The organism is Streptomyces sp. NBC_01445 (genome assembly GCF_035918235.1).
In the GTDB taxonomy this organism is placed as follows: Bacteria; Actinomycetota; Actinomycetes; order Streptomycetales; family Streptomycetaceae; genus Streptomyces.
Genome location: NZ_CP109485.1, coordinates 6,267,375 through 6,284,816, shown reverse-complemented (window position 1 = coordinate 6,284,816; position 17,442 = coordinate 6,267,375). Strand labels below are relative to the sequence as shown.

At 68.4% G+C, this 17,442-nt stretch carries 17 protein-coding genes and 1 tRNA gene; 9 read left to right on the top strand and 9 right to left on the bottom strand.

The features are described 5' to 3' along the window. The 4 genes from nthA to hppD are packed head-to-tail and all read right to left on the bottom strand — an operon-like array spanning position 1 to position 2,348. The gene (gene nthA / locus OG574_RS28605) at positions 1-588 is read right to left on the bottom strand and encodes a nitrile hydratase subunit alpha (protein WP_326775540.1); all 588 of its coding nucleotides are present in this window, start codon (positions 586-588) and stop codon (positions 1-3) included. Continuing rightward, positions 588-863, bottom strand: coding sequence for an SH3-like domain-containing protein (locus OG574_RS28600; RefSeq protein WP_100593959.1), 276 nt, complete (start codon positions 861-863; stop codon positions 588-590). The genes nthA and OG574_RS28600 overlap by 1 nt, the downstream gene beginning before the upstream one ends. After that, a complete protein-coding gene (locus OG574_RS28595; protein WP_100593958.1) occupies positions 856-1,140 on the bottom strand; it encodes an SH3-like domain-containing protein in 285 nt (94 codons plus the stop codon). The genes OG574_RS28600 and OG574_RS28595 overlap by 8 nt, the downstream gene beginning before the upstream one ends. 53 nt (positions 1,141-1,193) lie before the next feature. Continuing rightward, positions 1,194-2,348 carry a 4-hydroxyphenylpyruvate dioxygenase gene (gene hppD, locus OG574_RS28590; protein ID WP_326775539.1) on the bottom strand — a complete coding sequence of 385 codons (1,155 nt, stop codon included), beginning with the start codon at positions 2,346-2,348 and terminating at the stop codon, positions 1,194-1,196. Positions 2,349-2,470: 122 nt separating this feature from the next. On the opposite strand from hppD, the gene OG574_RS28585 reads away from it, so the two are divergent. From OG574_RS28585 to OG574_RS28565, 5 genes are all read left to right on the top strand, one after another. Next, positions 2,471-2,941 (top strand): Lrp/AsnC family transcriptional regulator, encoded by a 471-nt coding sequence (locus tag OG574_RS28585; RefSeq protein WP_100594293.1) that lies wholly within the window; start codon positions 2,471-2,473, stop codon positions 2,939-2,941. Positions 2,942-3,072: 131 nt separating this feature from the next. Further along, on the top strand, positions 3,073-3,720 hold the full coding sequence (locus tag OG574_RS28580; protein ID WP_326775538.1) for an ABC transporter permease: 648 nt from the start codon (positions 3,073-3,075) through the stop codon (positions 3,718-3,720). 4 nt (positions 3,721-3,724) lie between these two features. Next, positions 3,725-5,005: a betaine/proline/choline family ABC transporter ATP-binding protein gene (locus tag OG574_RS28575; protein ID WP_398377056.1), complete on the top strand. Its 1,281-nt coding sequence runs from the start codon at positions 3,725-3,727 to the stop codon at positions 5,003-5,005. Further along, on the top strand, positions 5,002-5,865 hold the full coding sequence (locus OG574_RS28570) for an ABC transporter permease (RefSeq protein WP_326775537.1): 864 nt from the start codon (positions 5,002-5,004) through the stop codon (positions 5,863-5,865). Before OG574_RS28575 ends, OG574_RS28570 begins: the two co-directional genes overlap by 4 nt. After that, entirely contained in the window at positions 5,862-6,830 is a 969-nt protein-coding gene (locus OG574_RS28565; protein WP_326775536.1) for a glycine betaine ABC transporter substrate-binding protein, read from the top strand. The genes OG574_RS28570 and OG574_RS28565 overlap by 4 nt, the downstream gene beginning before the upstream one ends. A 13-nt stretch (positions 6,831-6,843) precedes the next feature. Here OG574_RS28565 and OG574_RS28560 read toward each other — a convergent pair whose 3' ends face one another. From OG574_RS28560 to OG574_RS28545, 4 genes are all read right to left on the bottom strand, one after another. Next, positions 6,844-7,641 (bottom strand): S16 family serine protease, encoded by a 798-nt coding sequence (locus OG574_RS28560; RefSeq protein WP_326775535.1) that lies wholly within the window; start codon positions 7,639-7,641, stop codon positions 6,844-6,846. 242 nt (positions 7,642-7,883) lie between these two features. Next, positions 7,884-8,525: an IclR family transcriptional regulator gene (locus OG574_RS28555; protein WP_100593951.1), complete on the bottom strand. Its 642-nt coding sequence runs from the start codon at positions 8,523-8,525 to the stop codon at positions 7,884-7,886. A 361-nt stretch (positions 8,526-8,886) separates the two neighbouring features. Further along, complete coding sequence (locus OG574_RS28550) at positions 8,887-10,695, bottom strand: DEAD/DEAH box helicase (RefSeq protein ID WP_326775534.1); 1,809 nt, start codon at positions 10,693-10,695, stop codon at positions 8,887-8,889. Positions 10,696-11,220: 525 nt separating this feature from the next. Next, entirely contained in the window at positions 11,221-12,738 is a 1,518-nt protein-coding gene (locus OG574_RS28545; protein ID WP_326775533.1) for an MFS transporter, read from the bottom strand. Positions 12,739-12,930: 192 nt separating this feature from the next. Between OG574_RS28545 and OG574_RS28540 the strand changes: the two genes are divergently transcribed. Further along, positions 12,931-13,002, top strand: a tRNA-Cys gene (locus OG574_RS28540). Positions 13,003-13,110: 108 nt separating this feature from the next. Here OG574_RS28540 and OG574_RS28535 read toward each other — a convergent pair. Next, positions 13,111-13,752: a hypothetical protein gene (locus tag OG574_RS28535; protein ID WP_326775532.1), complete on the bottom strand. Its 642-nt coding sequence runs from the start codon at positions 13,750-13,752 to the stop codon at positions 13,111-13,113. Between the two features lie 340 nt (positions 13,753-14,092). On the opposite strand from OG574_RS28535, the gene OG574_RS28530 reads away from it, so the two are divergent. The 3 genes from OG574_RS28530 to OG574_RS28520 all read left to right on the top strand — a co-directional run bounded on the left by OG574_RS28530 (position 14,093) and on the right by OG574_RS28520 (position 17,122). Continuing rightward, entirely contained in the window at positions 14,093-14,449 is a 357-nt protein-coding gene (locus OG574_RS28530; RefSeq protein WP_326775531.1) for a hypothetical protein, read from the top strand. 64 nt (positions 14,450-14,513) lie between these two features. Further along, positions 14,514-16,583 carry a hypothetical protein gene (locus OG574_RS28525; protein ID WP_326775530.1) on the top strand — a complete coding sequence of 690 codons (2,070 nt, stop codon included), beginning with the start codon at positions 14,514-14,516 and terminating at the stop codon, positions 16,581-16,583. Beyond that, on the top strand, positions 16,580-17,122 hold the full coding sequence (locus OG574_RS28520) for a hypothetical protein (RefSeq protein WP_326775529.1): 543 nt from the start codon (positions 16,580-16,582) through the stop codon (positions 17,120-17,122). Before OG574_RS28525 ends, OG574_RS28520 begins: the two co-directional genes overlap by 4 nt. Positions 17,123-17,442 lie beyond the last annotated feature (320 nt).

The window sequence follows — 17,442 nt, the reverse complement described above, 5'->3', positions numbered from 1 at the left end:
CTAGATCACGCCCGTCCCGATGAGCCCGTTCCGCGTGATCAGGGACGCCAGTTCCGCCTCGCTCAGGCGGTCCGTTCCCGCGGGGCGCCTCGGCAGGACCATGTACCGCGTCTCCGCGCTGGAGTCCCAGACCGTGATGTCCACGGTCTCCGGGAGTGTCACGCCGAACTCGGCGAGGACGCCGCGCGGGTCCCGCACGACGCGGGAGCGGTACGCCTCGCTCTTGTACCAGCCGGGTGAGGGCCCGAGCAGGCGCAGGGGATAGCAGGAGCACAGCGTGCAGACGATGACGTTGTGGGTGTCGGCGGTGTTCTCGACGACGCGCAGCCGCTGCTTCTGAACTCCCCCGGCAGCGAAGCCCAGTTCACCCACCGCCGCTGTGCCGTCGGCGAGGAGCCGCTCGCGGTAGGCCGGGTCGGTCCACGCGCGGGCCACGACCTTGGCGCCGTTCACGGGTGAGGCGCCCGCCAGGAACCCGTCGATGACCTCGTCGACGGTGTCGCCCCCGACGATGCCCCGTGTCTCCAACAGGCTTTCCAGTCGCCGAACCTGACGGGAGATCACCGCGTCCTCGTGCGTGCCGGACATCACTCGGCCTCCCTCAGATAGCTCTCCGACAGGTCGAGCACGACGTGGTGGTCGCCCTCGCCCCACAGCTCGCGCGCCGCGAACCGGACCGCGTAGATCATCTCGACGGGGGCGTCGTCCCGCCCCTGCGCGCGCACGTCGGCGAGCGGCGCCCGGCCCTCCGGCTCGACCACGACGCCGCGCTTGCCGCGGGCGTACCGCGGCAGGCGCGTGTGGTGCGGCGGGTCGTGCGGGTACGTGCGGACATGGGCGCCGGCCGCGAACCGGTCAGTCATCGCGCAGCGCCCCTTCCTCGATGACGCCCTTGCGTTCGAGGAGCGTGCGGATCGCGTGGAACCACCGCTCGTAGTACGAGGCCGCGAGGTACTCGCCCGGCGGCATCGTCTCGATGGCGTCCCTGAACTCGTCGAGGTTGAAGACCCCTTTGACGAGGAGCGCGCGCTGGAGGGCGAAGACGCGCGCCTCCCAGTCCGCGTGAAAGGGCTCGGCGTCGTCGCTGGTGTCGATGGCGCCGAACCCTGTCATGCCGCCCACGTCATTGATCCTGGCCATGAGACCAGCCTAGGACGTGTGCCTGCGGAGTGCCCCCAGAGATCCGCAGGTCCCTACAGATTGCCGCGCTTGTCCTGCTCGCGCTCGATCGCCTCGAAGAGCGCCTTGAAGTTGCCCTTTCCGAAGCCCATCGAGCCGTGCCGCTCGATCATCTCGAAGAAGACGGTCGGCTTGTCCTGGACCGGCTTGGTGAAGATCTGCAGCAGGTAGCCGTCCTCGTCGCGGTCGACGAGGATCTTCTGCTCGCGCAGGGTCTCGACGGGCACACGCGTCTCGCCGGCCCACTCGCCGAGGGTGTCGTAGTACGAGTCGGGGGTGTCGAGGAACTGGACGCCCGCGGCGCGCATGGTGCGTACGGATTCGACGATGTCGTTCGTGGCGAGCGCGATGTGCTGGACGCCGGCGCCGCCGTAGAACTCCAGATACTCGTCGATCTGGGACTTCTTCTTGGCGATGGCCGGCTCGTTGATCGGGAACTTGACCTTGAGCGTGCCGTCCGCGACGACCTTCGACATCAGGGCGCTGTACTCGGTCGCGATGTCATCGCCCACGAACTCCTTCATGTTCGTGAAGCCCATGACCTTGTTGTAGAACGCCACCCACTCGTTCATCCGGCCGAGCTCGACGTTGCCGACGCAGTGGTCGATGGCCTGGAAGGTCCGCTTGGCCGGCGGCGCGACGACCGGCTCGGCCGCCGTGAAGCCGGGCAGGTACGGGCCGTCGTATCCGGTGCGCTCGACGAGCGTGTGGCGGGTCTTGCCGTACGTGGCGATCGCGGCGCGCACGACGGTGCCGTGCTCGTCCTTGGACTCGTACGGCTCCGTGATGCCGCGGGCGCCGTGCTCGACGGCGTACGCGTACGCGGCGCGGGCGTCCGGGACCTCGATGGCGAGGTCGACGACGCCGTCGCCGTGCTCGGCCACATGGTCGGCGAGGAACTGGCCCCAGTCGGTGGAGACCTTGATGACGGAGGTGAACACGAAGCGGGCGGAGCCGTTCGTGAGCGCGTAGGAGGCCGTCTCGCGGCTGCCGTTCTCCGGGCCCGAGTAGGCCACGAGCTTCATGCCGAACGCGGTCGAGTAGTAGTGGGCGGCCTGTTTGGCGTTGCCCACGGCGAAGACGACCGCGTCCATTCCCTTCACCGGGAAGGGGTCGGCCTCGCGCGCGGTGTCGGGGGTGGTCTGGATGTTCGCAGAAGTAGCTGCCATGGCCCGAGGCTCCCCCCGAACCACAAGGTGCGCAATAGTTTGAGATTCTGGTGGTCAATCTGCTCAGCGGATCGTCAATATGGGCAGGCGATCTGTACAGGATGACCACCCCGGAGGCCGACATGGCGATCGATCATCTGGACGGGCAGCTGATCCTGCTGCTCGCGCGCGAGCCCCGTATCGGGGTGCTTGAGGCGTCCCGGCGCCTGGGGGTCGCGCGCGGCACCGTTCAGGCGCGCCTCGACCGGCTTCAGTCGAACGGAGTCATCCGCGGCTTCGGACCTCAGGTGGACCCGGCGGCACTCGGCTATCCGGTCACGGCGTTCGCCACGCTGCAGATCCGGCAGGGCCAAGGCCCCGACGTCAGGGCGCACTTGACGACCGTCCCCGAGGTCCTCGAACTCCACACGACGACCGGCACCGGCGACATGCTGTGCCGTCTCGTGGCCCGCTCGAACGCCGATCTCCAGCGGGTGATCGACCGGGTCGTGGGTTTTGATGGCATCGTCCGGGCTTCCACCGCGATCGTCATGGAGAACCCCGTTCCGCTGCGGATCATCCCGCTCGTGGAGCAGGCCTCGTCGGATTCCTGACGCGCACCTCCTTGCCGCTCGCGGCGTCCGCCCGGACGAGGTGAGTGCCGGCGCTGCGTCTTCCCGGGGACAGCCCCGGACCACCGGCTGAAGCCGGCCGGACGACAGCCCGGCGCAAGGAGGTGAGGCCCGTGAACTTCTGGGACTACATCAGCGCAGCCCATCAGCAGCTGCTGGCGGACGCCTACCAGCACGCCAGCGTGGTCTTCCAGTGCATGGTCGTCGCGACCGTCATCGGCGTGGTGATCGGTGTGGTCACCTACCGCAGCGAGTGGGCGGGCAACCTCGCCACCACGACGACCTCGACCATCCTGACGATCCCCTCGCTCGCCATGATCGGTCTCCTCATCCCGATCGTCGGCCTCGGCGTCCCGCCGACGGTCATCTCGCTCACCCTGTACGGGCTGCTGCCCATCGTGCGGAACTCGATCGTGGGCCTGCGGGGCGTGGACCCCTCCCTGATCGACGCGGCGCAGGGTATCGGCATGTCCCGCATGGCCCGGCTCGCCAAGGTGGAGCTGCCACTGGCCTGGCCGCCGATCCTCACCGGGATCCGGGTCTCCACCCAGATGCTGATGGGCATCGCCGCCATCGCGGCCTACGCGTCCGGACCCGGGCTCGGCAACGAGATCTTCCGCGGCATCGCGTCCCTGGGCAGCAAGAACGCCTTGAACCAGGTGCTCGCGGGCACGGTCGGCATCATCATCCTCGCGCTCCTCTTCGACGCCGCGTACGTCCTCATCGGACGCCTGACCATCCCGAGGGGGATCCGTGTCTGATTCCTTGCCCGAGACCCCCACGGCGACCGCCACCGCCGACGGCGGCGCCGGGGAGCCCGGCTCCACGACGGGGGCGACGATCGAGCTGGAGAACCTCACCAAGCGCTACCCCGGATCCGCCGCGCCCGCCGTGGACAACGTCAGCCTGGAGATCAAGGCGGGCGAGACCGTCATCTTCGTAGGACCCTCGGGTGGCGGTAAGACCACCCTCCTCAAGATGATCAACCGGCTCATCGAGCCGACCAGCGGCCGTATCAGGATCGGTGGCGAGGACGTCACGGACATGGACCCGGTGAAGCTCCGGCGCAAGGTCGGCTACGCGATCCAGTCCTCGGGCCTCTTCCCGCACATGACGGTCGCGCAGAACATCGCCCTGGTGCCGAAGATGGTCGGCTGGTCCAAGTCGAGGATCAAGGCGCGCGTCGAGGAGATGCTGGACCTGGTCGGTCTCGATCCTGCCGAGTTCCGCGGCCGGTATCCACGCCAGCTCTCCGGAGGTCAGCAGCAGCGCGTGGGCGTGGCGCGGGCGTTGGCGGCCGACCCGCCCGTACTCCTGATGGACGAGCCGTTCGGCGCGGTCGACCCGATCACCCGCGACCACCTCCAGGACGAGCTGATCCGCCTCCAGCGCGAGCTGCACAAGACGATCGTCTTCGTCACCCACGACTTCGACGAGGCGATCAAGATCGGCGACCGCATCGTGGTCCTGCGCGAGCGCTCGCACATCGCCCAGTTCGACACCCCCGAGGCCATCCTCACCAACCCCGTCGACGACTTCGTGTCCGGCTTCGTCGGCGCGGGCGCCGCCCTCAAGCGCCTCAACCTCACCCGCGTACGGGACGTGGAGGTCACCGACTACCCGACGGTCCAGGTCGACGACCCCCTCCAGACCATCTTCGACAAGCTGCGCGACGCGGGCACCAACGAACTGCTCCTGCTCGACAAGCGGCGCCGCCCCTACAAGTGGCTGCGGCGCGGCGACCTGATGCGCGCCAAGGGGTCACTGGCCCGCGCGGGCACCCTCGTGCACGACACGGTGACCCGGGACGCGACCCTGCGCGACGCGCTCGAAGCGGTCCTGACCGACAACGCCGGACGCGTCGCGGTCACCGGGCGGCGCGGCGAGTACGAGGGCGTCGTCGACATGGAGACGCTGATGAACTCCGTGCACGAACTCCTGGACGCCGACCGGCTCGAGGCCGTGGAGCACCAGCACGAACTGGAGGAGCTGCGGGCCCAGCAGACCCATCAGGAGCAGGAAGGCGAGGGGGGACTGAAGGCGTGAACACCCCCAAGTCGCCTCCGGACAAGCGTCCGGAGGGCGAGCACGAGGTAAAGGGCGTCGCGTTCCGCGACGAGGGCGAGGCCGAGCAGGAGGCGCCACCACCGCCGCCGGTCCGCGAGAAGCGCCGGATCTCCTGGCAGAAGCTCACGTTCCTGCCGGTGGTGATCGCAGCCGTGCTGCTGGCCACCTGGCTCTGGTTCCAGCAGGCCACCCTGGACACGATCACCGAGAACGCCATCTCGGGCGGTCAGGTGTGGAAGCTCGTCAAGCAGCACATCTACCTGACGGTGGTCTCCACGTTCTTCGTGCTGATCATCGCGATCCCGCTGGGCATCCTGCTGACCCGCAAGATGTTCCGCAAGGCGACCCCGGTCGCCCTCGCCTTCGCCAACATGGGCCAGGCCACCCCCGCGATCGGCCTGCTCGCCCTGCTGGTGATCTGGCTGGGCATCGGCCGGCGGTCGGCCCTGATCGGCATCATCATCTACGCGATCCTGCCCGTGCTCTCCAACACCATCGCGGGCCTGAAGGCGAACGACCCCACACTCCTCGAATCGGCGCGCGGTATCGGCATGTCACCGTTCGGCGTCCTCACCAAGGTCGAACTCCCGCTGGCCGTACCGTTGATCCTCGCGGGCGTGCGCACGGCGCTCGTCCTGAACGTCGGCACGGCGACCCTCGCCACGTTCGGCGGCGGTGGCGGACTCGGCGTCCTGATCACCACCGGCATCACCAATCAGCGCATGCCGGTCCTGGTGCTCGGCTCGATCCTGACCGTCGCGCTGGCCCTGCTCGTGGACTGGCTGGCGTCGCTCGCCGAACTCCTTTTGCGGCCACGCGGACTGGAGGTGCGGACATGAGGCGTACGTACCGTGCGGCGGCGGCAGCGGGCCTCGTCGCGTCACTGCTCGCAGGCTGCGGGCTGACCAGCGGCAGCCCGCTGGTCGACGACGTGAAACCGGGCTCGATCGGCAAGGGCGAGCCGCTCAAGGGCGCCAACATCACCGTCACGTCCAAGGAGTTCACCGAACAGCTGATCCTCGGCGCCATGATGGGCATCGCCTTCAAGGCGGCCGGCGCCGACGTCCTCGACCGCACCGGCATCCAGGGCTCCATCGGCGCCCGCGAGGCCATCAAGAGCGGTGACGCGGACGGGATGTACGAGTACACGGGCACGGCCTGGATCACCTACCTGGGCAACTCCCACCCCATCCCCGACCCACAGAAGCAGTGGCAGGCCGTGCACGACGCCGACCTCAAGAACGGCATCACTTGGCTGCCGCCGTCCGCGCTCAACAACACGTACGCGCTGGCCATGAACGAGGCCAACTTCAAGAAGTACGGCACGAAGACCCTCTCGGACGTGGCCGCCCTCGCCAAGAAGAACCCCAAGGCCGTAACGCTGTGCGTGGAGAGCGAGTTCGCCAACCGTGCGGACGGGCTGCATGGCATGGAGAAGGCGTACGGCATGAAGATCCCGACCGCGAACGTCACGCAGATGGACACCGGGATCATCTACACGCAGGCCGCGAAGGGCACCTGCACCTTCGGCGAGGTCTTCACGACCGACGGCCGCATCAGGGCGATGAAGCTCAGGGTGATGGCGGACGACAAGCACTTCTTCCCGAACTACAACGCGGCCCCGGAGATGAACACCAAGTCCCTGAAGAAGTATCCGGCGATGGCGAAGGTCATCGAGCCGATCACGAAGAAGCTCAACAACACGGTCGCGCAGGAGCTGAACGCGAGGGTCGACGTCGACGGCCAGGACCCGCACAGCGTGGCGAAGGACTGGCTGGTGAAGGAGGGGTTCGTGACGGAGTGAGCCGGCCCTGGGTCTAACAGCTGGGGACCTTGCTCCCGTCACCCTTGTCCAGGGCCGTCAGCGCCGAGACCGCGCCCTGGAGCGTCGTCACGGGGATCAGCCGCATGCCCTTGGGCGACTCGGCCTTGGCGTCGCCGCACTCCGCCCTCGGCACCAGGAACACCTTGGCGCCGTCGCGCCAGGCGGCCTGCGTCTTGAGCGACACCCCGCCGACGGCGCCGACCTTCCCGCCGGAGGTGATGGTGCCCGTACCGGCGATGGAACGGCCGCCCGTGAGATCGCCCCCGCTGCCGTTGCCGTCCAGCTTGTCGACGATGCCGAGGGAGAAGAAGAGCCCCGCGCTCGGCCCGCCGACGTCAGCGAGCTGGAGGTCCACCTTCACCTCGTTCGGGGACTTGCCCAGAAAGCCGAGCGCGGCCTCGGTCGCGGAGTCCTGCGACTTCTTCATCTCGCCGAGGTTGTGCTGCTCGATCTCCTTGGTGGAGTCGCCCGAGGGGTATACGGCGTCGCGGGGCATGACGGCACGGTCCGTACGGAACCAGCTGTCGACGACGTCACCCAGACTCACCTCCGCGTCGGGCCCCGTAGCCACGATCGTCACCATCCGCAGCTTCCCCGACGTGTCACGCGTGGGCGCCCCGGAGATCTCGATGACGGGCTTCCCCTTCGAATCCCCGAGCACATCGGTGGTCGGCCCGGGCTGAGCGATGGCGAACGGCAACGGCGCAAACCCCGCTACGGCAAGCAGAGCCACCACAGGCAATGCACAAACGGCAAGGGCCCTGGTCCGAGAAATCCGAGAGAGAAGCACGGGCCCAATCTAACGCGAGGGCCAGGCGGGACGAGGGCGCCCCATAGGGGCGCGGGGAACCGCGCACCCAGCCACACCCGGCCCGCAGCCAACAACAGACCGCTTCACTCAGGGGCGCGGGGAACTGCGCACCCAGCCGAGACGAACCCGCAGAAGACAACGGACCGCCGACAAGGGGCGCGGGGAACTGCGCAAAACCCCCGGCACTGATACCCCGCACAAATAACCGGCACGCAGCGCGCCTAGCGCAGCGCGTCGGCAACCTCCCGCGCCGCATCAAGAACCCGCGGCCCCACCCGCTCAGGGACGGAGTCCGAAAGCATCACAACCCCCACACTCCCCTCAAGCCCGCTCACCCCCACCAACGGCGCCGCAGCGCCACAGGCACCGGCCTCGAGCTCCCCATGGGTCAGCGTGTAACCAGGCTCAGGCACCAGCCCCTGCCGCGCAGCGAGTATGGCGCGGCCCGCGGCCCCCCGGTCGAGCGGATGCCGGAAACCGGCCCGGTACGCCACGTGATAGTCCGTCCAGGTCGGCTCGACGACGGCCACGGCGAGCGCCTCCGAGCCATCGACCAGCGTCAGATGCGCGGTGGCCCCGATGTCCTCGGCAAGGGATCGCAGCGCCGGCAGCGCAGCCTCCCGTACCAGCGGATGCACCTGGCGGCCCAGGCGCAGCACGCCGAGCCCCACCCGCGCCCGGCCGCCGAGGTCACGGCGGACCAGGGCGTGCTGTTCGAGCGTGGCGAGCAGGCGGTACACGACGGTGCGGTTCACGCCGAGCTTGTTGGACAGCTCGGTGACCGTCAGCCCGTGGTCGGTGTCGGCGAGCAGCTTGAGGACACGCAGTCCCCGGTCGAGCGTCTGGGAGGTCTCCGCGGTCACGACGCCCACTCCTTAGTGGTGAAGGCGGCGGCCCCCTCCGCGGCGGTTGCGACGCCGGTCCCGTGGGCGACGCGCGTCAGAGGCCGCCGGTCGGCAATCGACCCGGTTCGGATGGTCCCGGGCGGAGGCGCATGGCGCACCGGCTGCGCTCCGCGGCGGCTCTGCCACGGGGCGTGTGCGTTGCCGGGAATGTAGCGAGGTCGTCCCGCTCAGCGGAAGACTCCGTCCAGAATCCGGGCAGTAACTATCCTGACCTGTAACGATTGCCCCGTTACGCGGGGCACGATCAACAGAGCGTGCACCACCTCTGCACGTAGCGCACACGGTTCCCCGGTCCCGCACAAAGCCTCTGAAGAAGACGTCACTTCATGCGGGTGGCCCACTCCTGGACCTTCGCGATGCGCTGCCTCAACTGCCCGGCCGTGGCCTCCGCGCTCGGCGGCCCCCCGCACACCCGCCGCAGCTCGGTGTGGATGACGCCGTGCGGCTTCCCGCTCTGATGCACGTACGCGCCGACCATCGTGTTGAGCGACTTGCGGAGTTCGAGGAGCTCCTTGTGCGAGACGACGGGCCGCCGCTCGGCCGGCATCTCGAGGAGATCGGCCTCGCTGTCGGGCCTCTTCTTGCTGTGCGCGATCTGCCGGGCCTGCCGCTTCTGGAGCAGCATCTGCACCTGGTCGGGTTCGAGGAGCCCGGGAATGCCGAGGTAGTCCTGCTCCTCCTCGCTGCCCGGGTGCGCCTGCATGCCGAACTCGGCACCGTCGTAGAGGACCCGGTCGAACGTCGCCTCGGACTCGAGCGCCTCGAAGGAGAACTGCTCCTGCTCCCCCGTGTCCTCGTCCTCCTGCTTGTTCGCCTCGTCCATCTCCTTCTCGGACTCGGCGTAGGGGTCCTCCTCCCCGTCCTTCTTCGGCTTGTCGAGCACGTGGTCGCGCTCGACCTCCATCTCGTTGGCGAAGCCGAGGAGGTCGGGGACGGTGGGCAGGAAGACGGACGCGGTCTCGCCGCGCCGCCGCGAACGCACGAAGCGGCCCACGGCCTGCGCGAAGAAGAGCGGGGTCGAGATGGTCGTCGCGTAGACACCCACGGCGAGCCGGGGCACGTCGACGCCCTCGGACACCATGCGGACGGCGACCATCCAGCGGTCGTTGCTCCCCGAGAAGTCGTCGATCCGGTTCGACGCGCCGGTGTCGTCGGAGAGGACGGTGGTGGGCTTCGTGCCGGTGATCTCCCGGATCAGCTTGGCGTAGGCGCGGGCGGAGTCCTGGTCGGCGGCGATGACGAGACCGCCGGCGTCCGGGATGCCCTTGCGGACCTCGGTGAGCCGCTGGTCGGCGGCGCGCAGCACGCTCGGCATCCACTCGCCGCGCGGGTCGAGGGCCGTACGCCAGGCCTGGCTGATGGCGTCCTTGGTCATGGGTTCGCCGAGCCGGGCGGCGATCTCGTCGCCGGCCTTCGTGCGCCACCGCATGTTGCCGCTGTAGGAGAGGAAGATGACGGGCCGCACGACGCCGTCGCCGAGCGCACTGCCGTATCCGTACGTGTAGTCGGCGGAGGAGCGCCGGATGCCGTCCTTGCCCTCTTCGTACTGGACGAAGGGGATGGGGTTGGTGTCGGAGCGGAACGGCGTACCGGTGAGGGCGAGGCGGCGGGTGGCCGGCTCGAAGGCCTCCAGGCACGCCTCACCCCACGACTTGCTGTCACCGGCGTGGTGGATCTCGTCGAGGATGACGAGGGTCTTGCGCTGCTCGGAGCGGTTGCGGTGCAACATCGGCCGCACGCCCACACCCGCGTACGTGACGGCGACGCCCTGGTACTCCTTGCTGAGCGGCCCCGCGCTGTACTCCGGGTCCAGCTTGATCCCTATGCGCGCGGCGGCTTCGGCCCACTGCTTCTTCAGGTGCTCGGTCGGCGCGACCACGGTCACCTGCTGCACGACATGGTGGTGCAGCAGCCAGGACGCGAGGGTGAGCGCGAACGTCGTCTTGCCGGCGCCCGGGGTGGCGACGGCGAGGAAGTCTCGCGGCTGCTCCTGGAGGTACCTCTCCATGGCCCCTTGCTGCCAGGCACGCAGCTTGCCCGCGGTGCCCCAGGGGGCGCGGCCCGGGAAGGCGGGTGAGAGGTGGTGGGAGGAGGCGGAAGAGGCGGTGGCGGCGGCGGTGGTAGTCACGGTCTCCGGTTTTGACGCAGGTACGGGCGCGGGTGCGGCTGCGAAGTACTGACGCAGGCTGCGGGGTGCTGACGCGGGCTTCTGACGCTGGGAGTACGCACTTTGACGCTCGGGGTACGTACGACAACCGGGCCACCCTACCGGTGGGGTGGTCAGGCCAGCGGGGGAACAGCACCGGGGCGCCACGCGATGCGACCCGTTTCACAGTCGGTCTTACGGAGCGCGTTCGCGTGCCGTACGGAGCGCGTCCGGGAGCGATGCGGGGGGCACGTCCGGGGGGCGCGTGGGGCACGTCCGGGGGCCGTACGGAGCACGTCCGGGAGCGACGCGGGGCGCATGTCCGGGGGCTGCGCGGGGCACGTCCAAGGGCCGTACGGAGCGCGTCCGGCCGGGCGTCCGACGGGTTTCGGGGCCGGTTTCGGGCGACTGGATTCAGGGCCGGGTGTCAGGCACCCGGCTTCAGGCACCCGACTTCAGCGCCCAGCTTCATCACCCGGCTTCAGGCACCCGGCTTCAGGCACCCGTTTACTTCAGCAGGCCGGGGGCCGGAGGCCGGGACGCGGACCTCACGCGCGTAGCCACCCAGGCCCCCACCAGGGCGACCGCCGCCATCGGCAGGAACACCGCGACGAAGGCGGCCGGATGGGATCCGCCGCCACCGGCCGAGGCCACCTCATGGGCGGAGCCCACCGCACCGCCCCCGAGCGCGGCGAACGCCGCTCCTCCCACGGCCAGCAGCACCACGTTGGACAGCCCGTCCGAGATCTGGAGGGCGGCCGAGTTGGCCCCCGCCTCCTCGGGCGCCGACAGCTCCAGCAGCAGCACGCTCGTCGACGAGATGACCAGCCCCATCCCGAGGCACCCGAAGCCCCACGCCACGGCGACGATCCACACCGGCACGGCCTCGATGAGCACGCTCGGCGCCGTGGCGACGGCCGCCGCCACCAGCACCATCCCGCCCGCCATCAGCCGCTCCCGATACGGCTCGAAGCGCGACCGCGACTGCAGGAACGACCCGAACGCCCACGTGGCCCCGCCCGCCGCCAGCGAGAGCCCGGCCATCATCGGCGAGAGCCCGCGCTGCGTGACGAGCATCAGCGGCACGAACGACTCGGCCGCGATGAAGGACCCGGCGGCGACACCGCGCAGGAGAACCACGGCGGGCAGCCCGCGGGCGGCCCGGTACGTCCCGCGGGGCAGCAGCCCGAGCACGGCCGGCACGAGCAGGGCCACGCCCACCGCACCGGGCAGGAGCGAGATCCACCGCAGGTCCTGGGCGGCGTACTGGAGCAGACCTGCCCCGAGCGAGATCCCGAGGGCGAGCCGGATGCGACGGCCGTCGGCTGCTCCGCGCGCCGCGCCCTCCGCGGGCCCCGACGCGCGCCGCCGGATCTGCGGCAGCGCGAGCGCCAGCGGGAACACGACGAGCACCGGGATCCCGATGAACACCCACCGCCACCCGAGATGCTCGGTCACGGCCCCCGACGCGAGCGGCCCGACCACGGACGGGACGACCCAGCTCGCCGCGAACGCCGCCATGATCGCGGGCCGCAACCGCTCCGGGTAGGCGCGGCTGACGACGACGTACAGCGCCACGATGACGAGCCCGCCCCCGAGCCCCTGCACGGCCCGCCCGGCGATGAACATCCACATCGACCCCGCGGTCCCGGCGAGCAGCAGCCCCACCGCGAACGCCGCGATCCCCGCCCCCAGCGGCCCGAGCGGACCGCGCCGGTCCGCCCACTGCCCCGAGAACACCATCCCGAACAGACTCGTCGTGAAGTACCCGGAGAACGCGAACGCGTACAGCGACACCCCGTCCAGCTCACGCGCGGCGACGGGCATCGCCGTCCCGACAGCGGTGGCCTCGAAGGCGATCAGCAGGACGACGGAGACGATGCCGACGCTGAGGGACCGGTAGGAACGGCTGAGGACGCCGACGCCGGGCGCGGCGGTCGGAGCGGTCGGGGTGGTCGGAGCGGTCGGGGGCGGGGTCGAGGTGGCGACGACATCGGCGTCGTCACGCGGTTCCAGGGCGGTCATACGGCCCAGAGTAAGGGGCGCAAGGGCCACTGACCCCTGTCGGGAGTCGCCCTTCGCCTGGTCCCTTGGTCGTACGACCATGAACGGCGTATGGCAGTCGCATTGCGACCCACGCGCCCCTCTTGGCGCGGCGGCCCGGGGGCCATACGGTCAAGACATCGAGTTCAACGGAGCTTGTTCCGAACTCAGTTCGGCCGTGTGCCCGAGTGGTTTAGGGATTCGCCTGCAAAGCGAAGCACACCGGTTCGATTCCGGTCACGGCCTCGACAGCTCAACGACGCTGAGCTGCAGCCTTAGGGGTGGCCCACCATTGGTGGGCCACCCCTAAGGCGTTCCGGCGACGCCGGGCGACGGCCCGCCCGCTACGCCGCGTCAGCCGATGCTCGGCACCCCATCGGGGAGGCGAGTCGCGCCGTCACAGCCTTCCACCCGCTGCCCCAGGGCTCGCGCGCTGTCCGCTGCCAGTGCCGCGACTCTCCCCATGGTGGGCCGATCCTTCAGCTTCCCGCTCTCGCCGCCCAGACTGGCAGTTACCTGAAGCAGGCCGTCGTGCCCGTTGACGCGGGGGCAGTTCACAAAGAGCTTGACGGCGCGGCCCTCCACATACCCCTTGGCCTTCCCCAGGGTGACGGGAAGATTCCCCGGCTTGTTGGCGTCCCGGTCGACATCTTCTTTCCTGTAACCGTCGGGCCAGAAGACCATGTAGTAGCCAATGTGAACCGACTTTCCGCCACCCGAGAGAACACATTTGCCCGGCGCTGACAGCGATCCGCGCGGCGAGAAATCGGACGCGTGCTCGTCGAAGGCTTCCCCTCGCTCCGGCAGCAGTGGCCGGAGCGAATCACCAGGAAGAGACCGCGAACACACGCGGTCGGGCACCGCAACGAGCGGGTCGTCGGACAGCCAGAACTTCCAGACGCCGAACCCAGCCAGCAGTGCCACGATCAACGCAACAGGAACAACAACACCCTTGCGCCAGCTTCTACGCCCAGGCTCTGAAGCAATGTCTTGCATGAGACCTTCCCTGCCGCCTACTGCCGGATGACCTGACCGTAGCTGTCCTGATGTCGGCATTGCAGTCGCGCATCACCATCGGGGCTGGATCGCGCTCTGCCCACCGTTCTCGCTGGCTGGTTGCACTCAGCGACGAGACGTACCCGTCAAGGCGGACGGCGTACGTCACCCGAGGCGGACGCCCCTCCACCCCGCCCGCCACTGGCCTGCGGCACTGATCACCCGGACGTGGGGTGACCCGCGCGTCCGGTCCGTCGTTTCCCAGAATCCCGCCTCGCCGCAAGGCAGTTGGGCGATACGCGGGATGCAAGCACGGACACACGGGGAGGACATCAACATCATGGTCATCGGACCTGCCCAGAGGCAGCAGAACCTCGCTTCGTCGCCGGCACGGAAGCGCGCCGCGGCACGGGCGATCGAGAACCACATCGAGCCCGACACGCGCCACTCGGGCGAGTGGGCGGACGAGGACACGGGTGCCGCCGTCCGGGCGTTCGACGCGAAGGACGGGCACGGCTGGGTCACGTCGTCGTCATTGAAGAAGGCACACAAAGCCTGGGGGGATCAGGTGAAGTCCCTTATGAACAGGCTGAGTTCGGAGAAGGTCTCATTGCGCGCCACCACAGCACTCCTCCAGGGCACGGACTTCGGCGTAGGGGCGCAGGTCCGGACGACGTCATCGCTCGACCGCTACTGACCGCCGTACGGCCAGACCACGACCGACGCACGAGGACCGACCCATGCCCACATACCACGAGATCATGACCACCGACCTCGCCACGCTGACCACGGCGGCCGACCGCTGGGACGGCATGGCGAAGGAATTCGGAAAGCGGGAGACGGACTACAAGCGGGACGTGCACGGCATCACGCCCGGCCCGCCGTCCCCCTCGACCTGGACCGGCCTGAGTGCCGACGCGGCCGGCAAGCGCTTCGACGTAACGCTCCATGAATTCCAGAACGCCCAGACAGAGGCCAAGGCGATCGCTTCACTCCTCCGTGACGCTCACGCGCAGTTCACCACCTTGCGCGGCCAACTCACGTCCGAGCGTGAGGCGGCCGTCAAAGCCGGGATAAGGGTCTCGGATCGCGGTGTGGTGGCGTACGACGAGGAGCGCGCTGCGGCGAGCGAGTCGGGCTCTGCGATGCACGACCCCGGAAGCAGGGGGGAGGTTCACAGGGCGGTCGCGTCCTGGCAGGGACGCATCGACAAGGCGGTGCGTGCGGTCGGAGACGCGGACACGGGCGTCGAGATCGCGCTCGGCGCCGCCGTCTTCGATTCCCACCTCACCGACGGTACGGGAAACGGCTTCAACGCCCGCACCAAGGGCGACATCGAACAATACGAGGCGGACGTGGCAAAGGAATCCGCCCGCAAACTCGCCAACGGCGAACGACTCACGCCGCACCAACTCGCCGAACTCCAACGCTCGTTCCGCGACAACAGTCGCGATCCGGGATTCAGCCGCACCGTCCTGGACAGCCTGGGCCCGAGTGGCACGATCCGCCTGACCAACAACCTGGGCGACCTCGCCCACGTCACCGACCCCCGGCACGCCGCCGACTACAACTCCCTGGAAACCGGCCTCGCCAACTCCCTCGCGACAGCCACCAAGAACCCTCACTCCAAGTGGTACAAGAACTGGCGAGCGGAAATGCGGGAGGCGGGCGCCGCCCGCTACGAGACCGATTTCCAGGCAGCCAGGCTGGACAAGGTCCACGGATACCAGTCGCTGGTCACGCTCATGCAGCACGGCGACGGCTACGGGCGCGACTTCCTCGAGGACCTCGGCGACGACATGATCAAGGCCGAGAAGAAGAACCCGGAAATCTGGGACCTGAAGGGCGAGTACAGCAAAAAACGGAACGGCTGGTTCGCCAACGACCCGGTCGACGGCGTACTCGGCATCATGAGCCACGAGCCGGCCACGGCCGCGCATTACCTCAATGACGACGACCGCATGAAGTACCTGATGCACGACCGCGACTGGAAGATCGCGTTGCACACGAACGAGACGCCGAAGGCGACGGTCTACACCCCGTCCCTGGACACGGACACCCGCGCAGGCTTCGCAGCGGCGCTCCAGGCGGGAGCGACGGGCCTGGACCCATCGGACCCGAACGCGAAGTACGTGGACCACTCCGCGGACAACAACAAGGTGCTCAAGTCGTCGCTGAAGTACCTGGCAGAGGAAGGCGACGAGTTCCCGCCGTCACTACGCGAGCCCATGGCGAAGATTCTGGTCAATCACGGGGATACGGTGCATGCGGCGGCTAGCCGAATCGAAATGAATAGGTCTGCCATCGAGCAGGACAAGCTGTACGAAGTCGTGAAACAGGTATCCAAGGACCAAGCCTCGTACGCCGCTCTCAACAGCGGGATCAATCACGCAATTGTGAGCGACATTCACGACTCAGATCAGAAGCGCCCATTGGATTCACTGACGCGCGCGGGACGAACGGTGGGGTTCCTCGAACAGGCAAGGGTAGCCGCTGCGGGCGACCCCAAGACCGCCGAGTTCGAGCACAAGTGGGTCGTCGATCAGGCCATTGGGTACCTCCCCGTCGGCAGCGATGAAGTGCAGTCAGGAGTTGACTACGTGACAGAGAAGTGGCTGGCCGATGAACAGCGAAAGCTCGACGACAAAGCGGCAGACGCCAATATCGCCAACTACAGCAACAGAAACGACCAACTTATGGCTCTGGCGGAGGAGTGGCGCAAGGCCCATCACACTCGCAACTCACCGTACGATCCGCAGGACGTAGTTGACCAAGCCGCTGACGCTGGATCCTTGCGCGCCCAAGGCGTATCAGGGGAGCCCACCCAATGAGCCTTCGCAACAAGGTGGGCGGAGCATCTGCGCTGGCGACCTTCACTCTGCTCTGTGTGCCCGCCTGTAGCGCGCAGGACATCAGCATTCCAAGGTCGATTTGCGACACACCCGCCGAGCAAAAACTCACCGCGCCCCTACTCAAACCCACAGGGGGAGTGAGCGAGTGGCACACCGCCGGCTGGGGCGGGAAGGAGACGTCGGTGTGCATCATTTCTGTCGACAAGTCCGAAGCGCTGCGACTCAGGTTTGCCTGGCATACCGACACCATCGACCCTATGAAGTACTCGTCACTCGACAATTCTGTCACCGGACTGTGGGAGCCGAGACGCGTGCGCCACCTGGCCGAATCCGCCACGCTCGGAGACAACGGAGCGATTGCCACGACTCGATGCAAGGGCCGAGGAAAATGGCATTTCACCCTCGCCCTTAAAGTCACTCGCGATCACAAGATCGTTCACCAGAGAAACGACATCGAGCAGTTCATGCGCGCCTACATGCCAGCCACCATGAAAGCCGTGGGCTGCACCCACCCCTGAGGGTCACCCCCCAGCGGTAAGAATCACGCCCCCGCCCACAACAATCACCGCAAACGCAACAAACACCGCCACGAAGAGCATCAGCTTCCCGGCGGAGGGACCCGGCTCGTACGTCCGCGGCTCGGGCCCATCCGCCGGATCCTGCGGACCCGAAGGCTCATGCGGGCCCGAAGGCTCACTCGTCGTCACCGCTGCCGTCCTCTCTCCGCAAAGTTCGCTCCCCCAAAGTACGACCCCACACGAGCCCGCAATGACCACCCCGCCCAAGCCGGTACGGGCACAGAGGCCGAAGCGAAGGTGCGTGGCATGCGGAAGGCGTT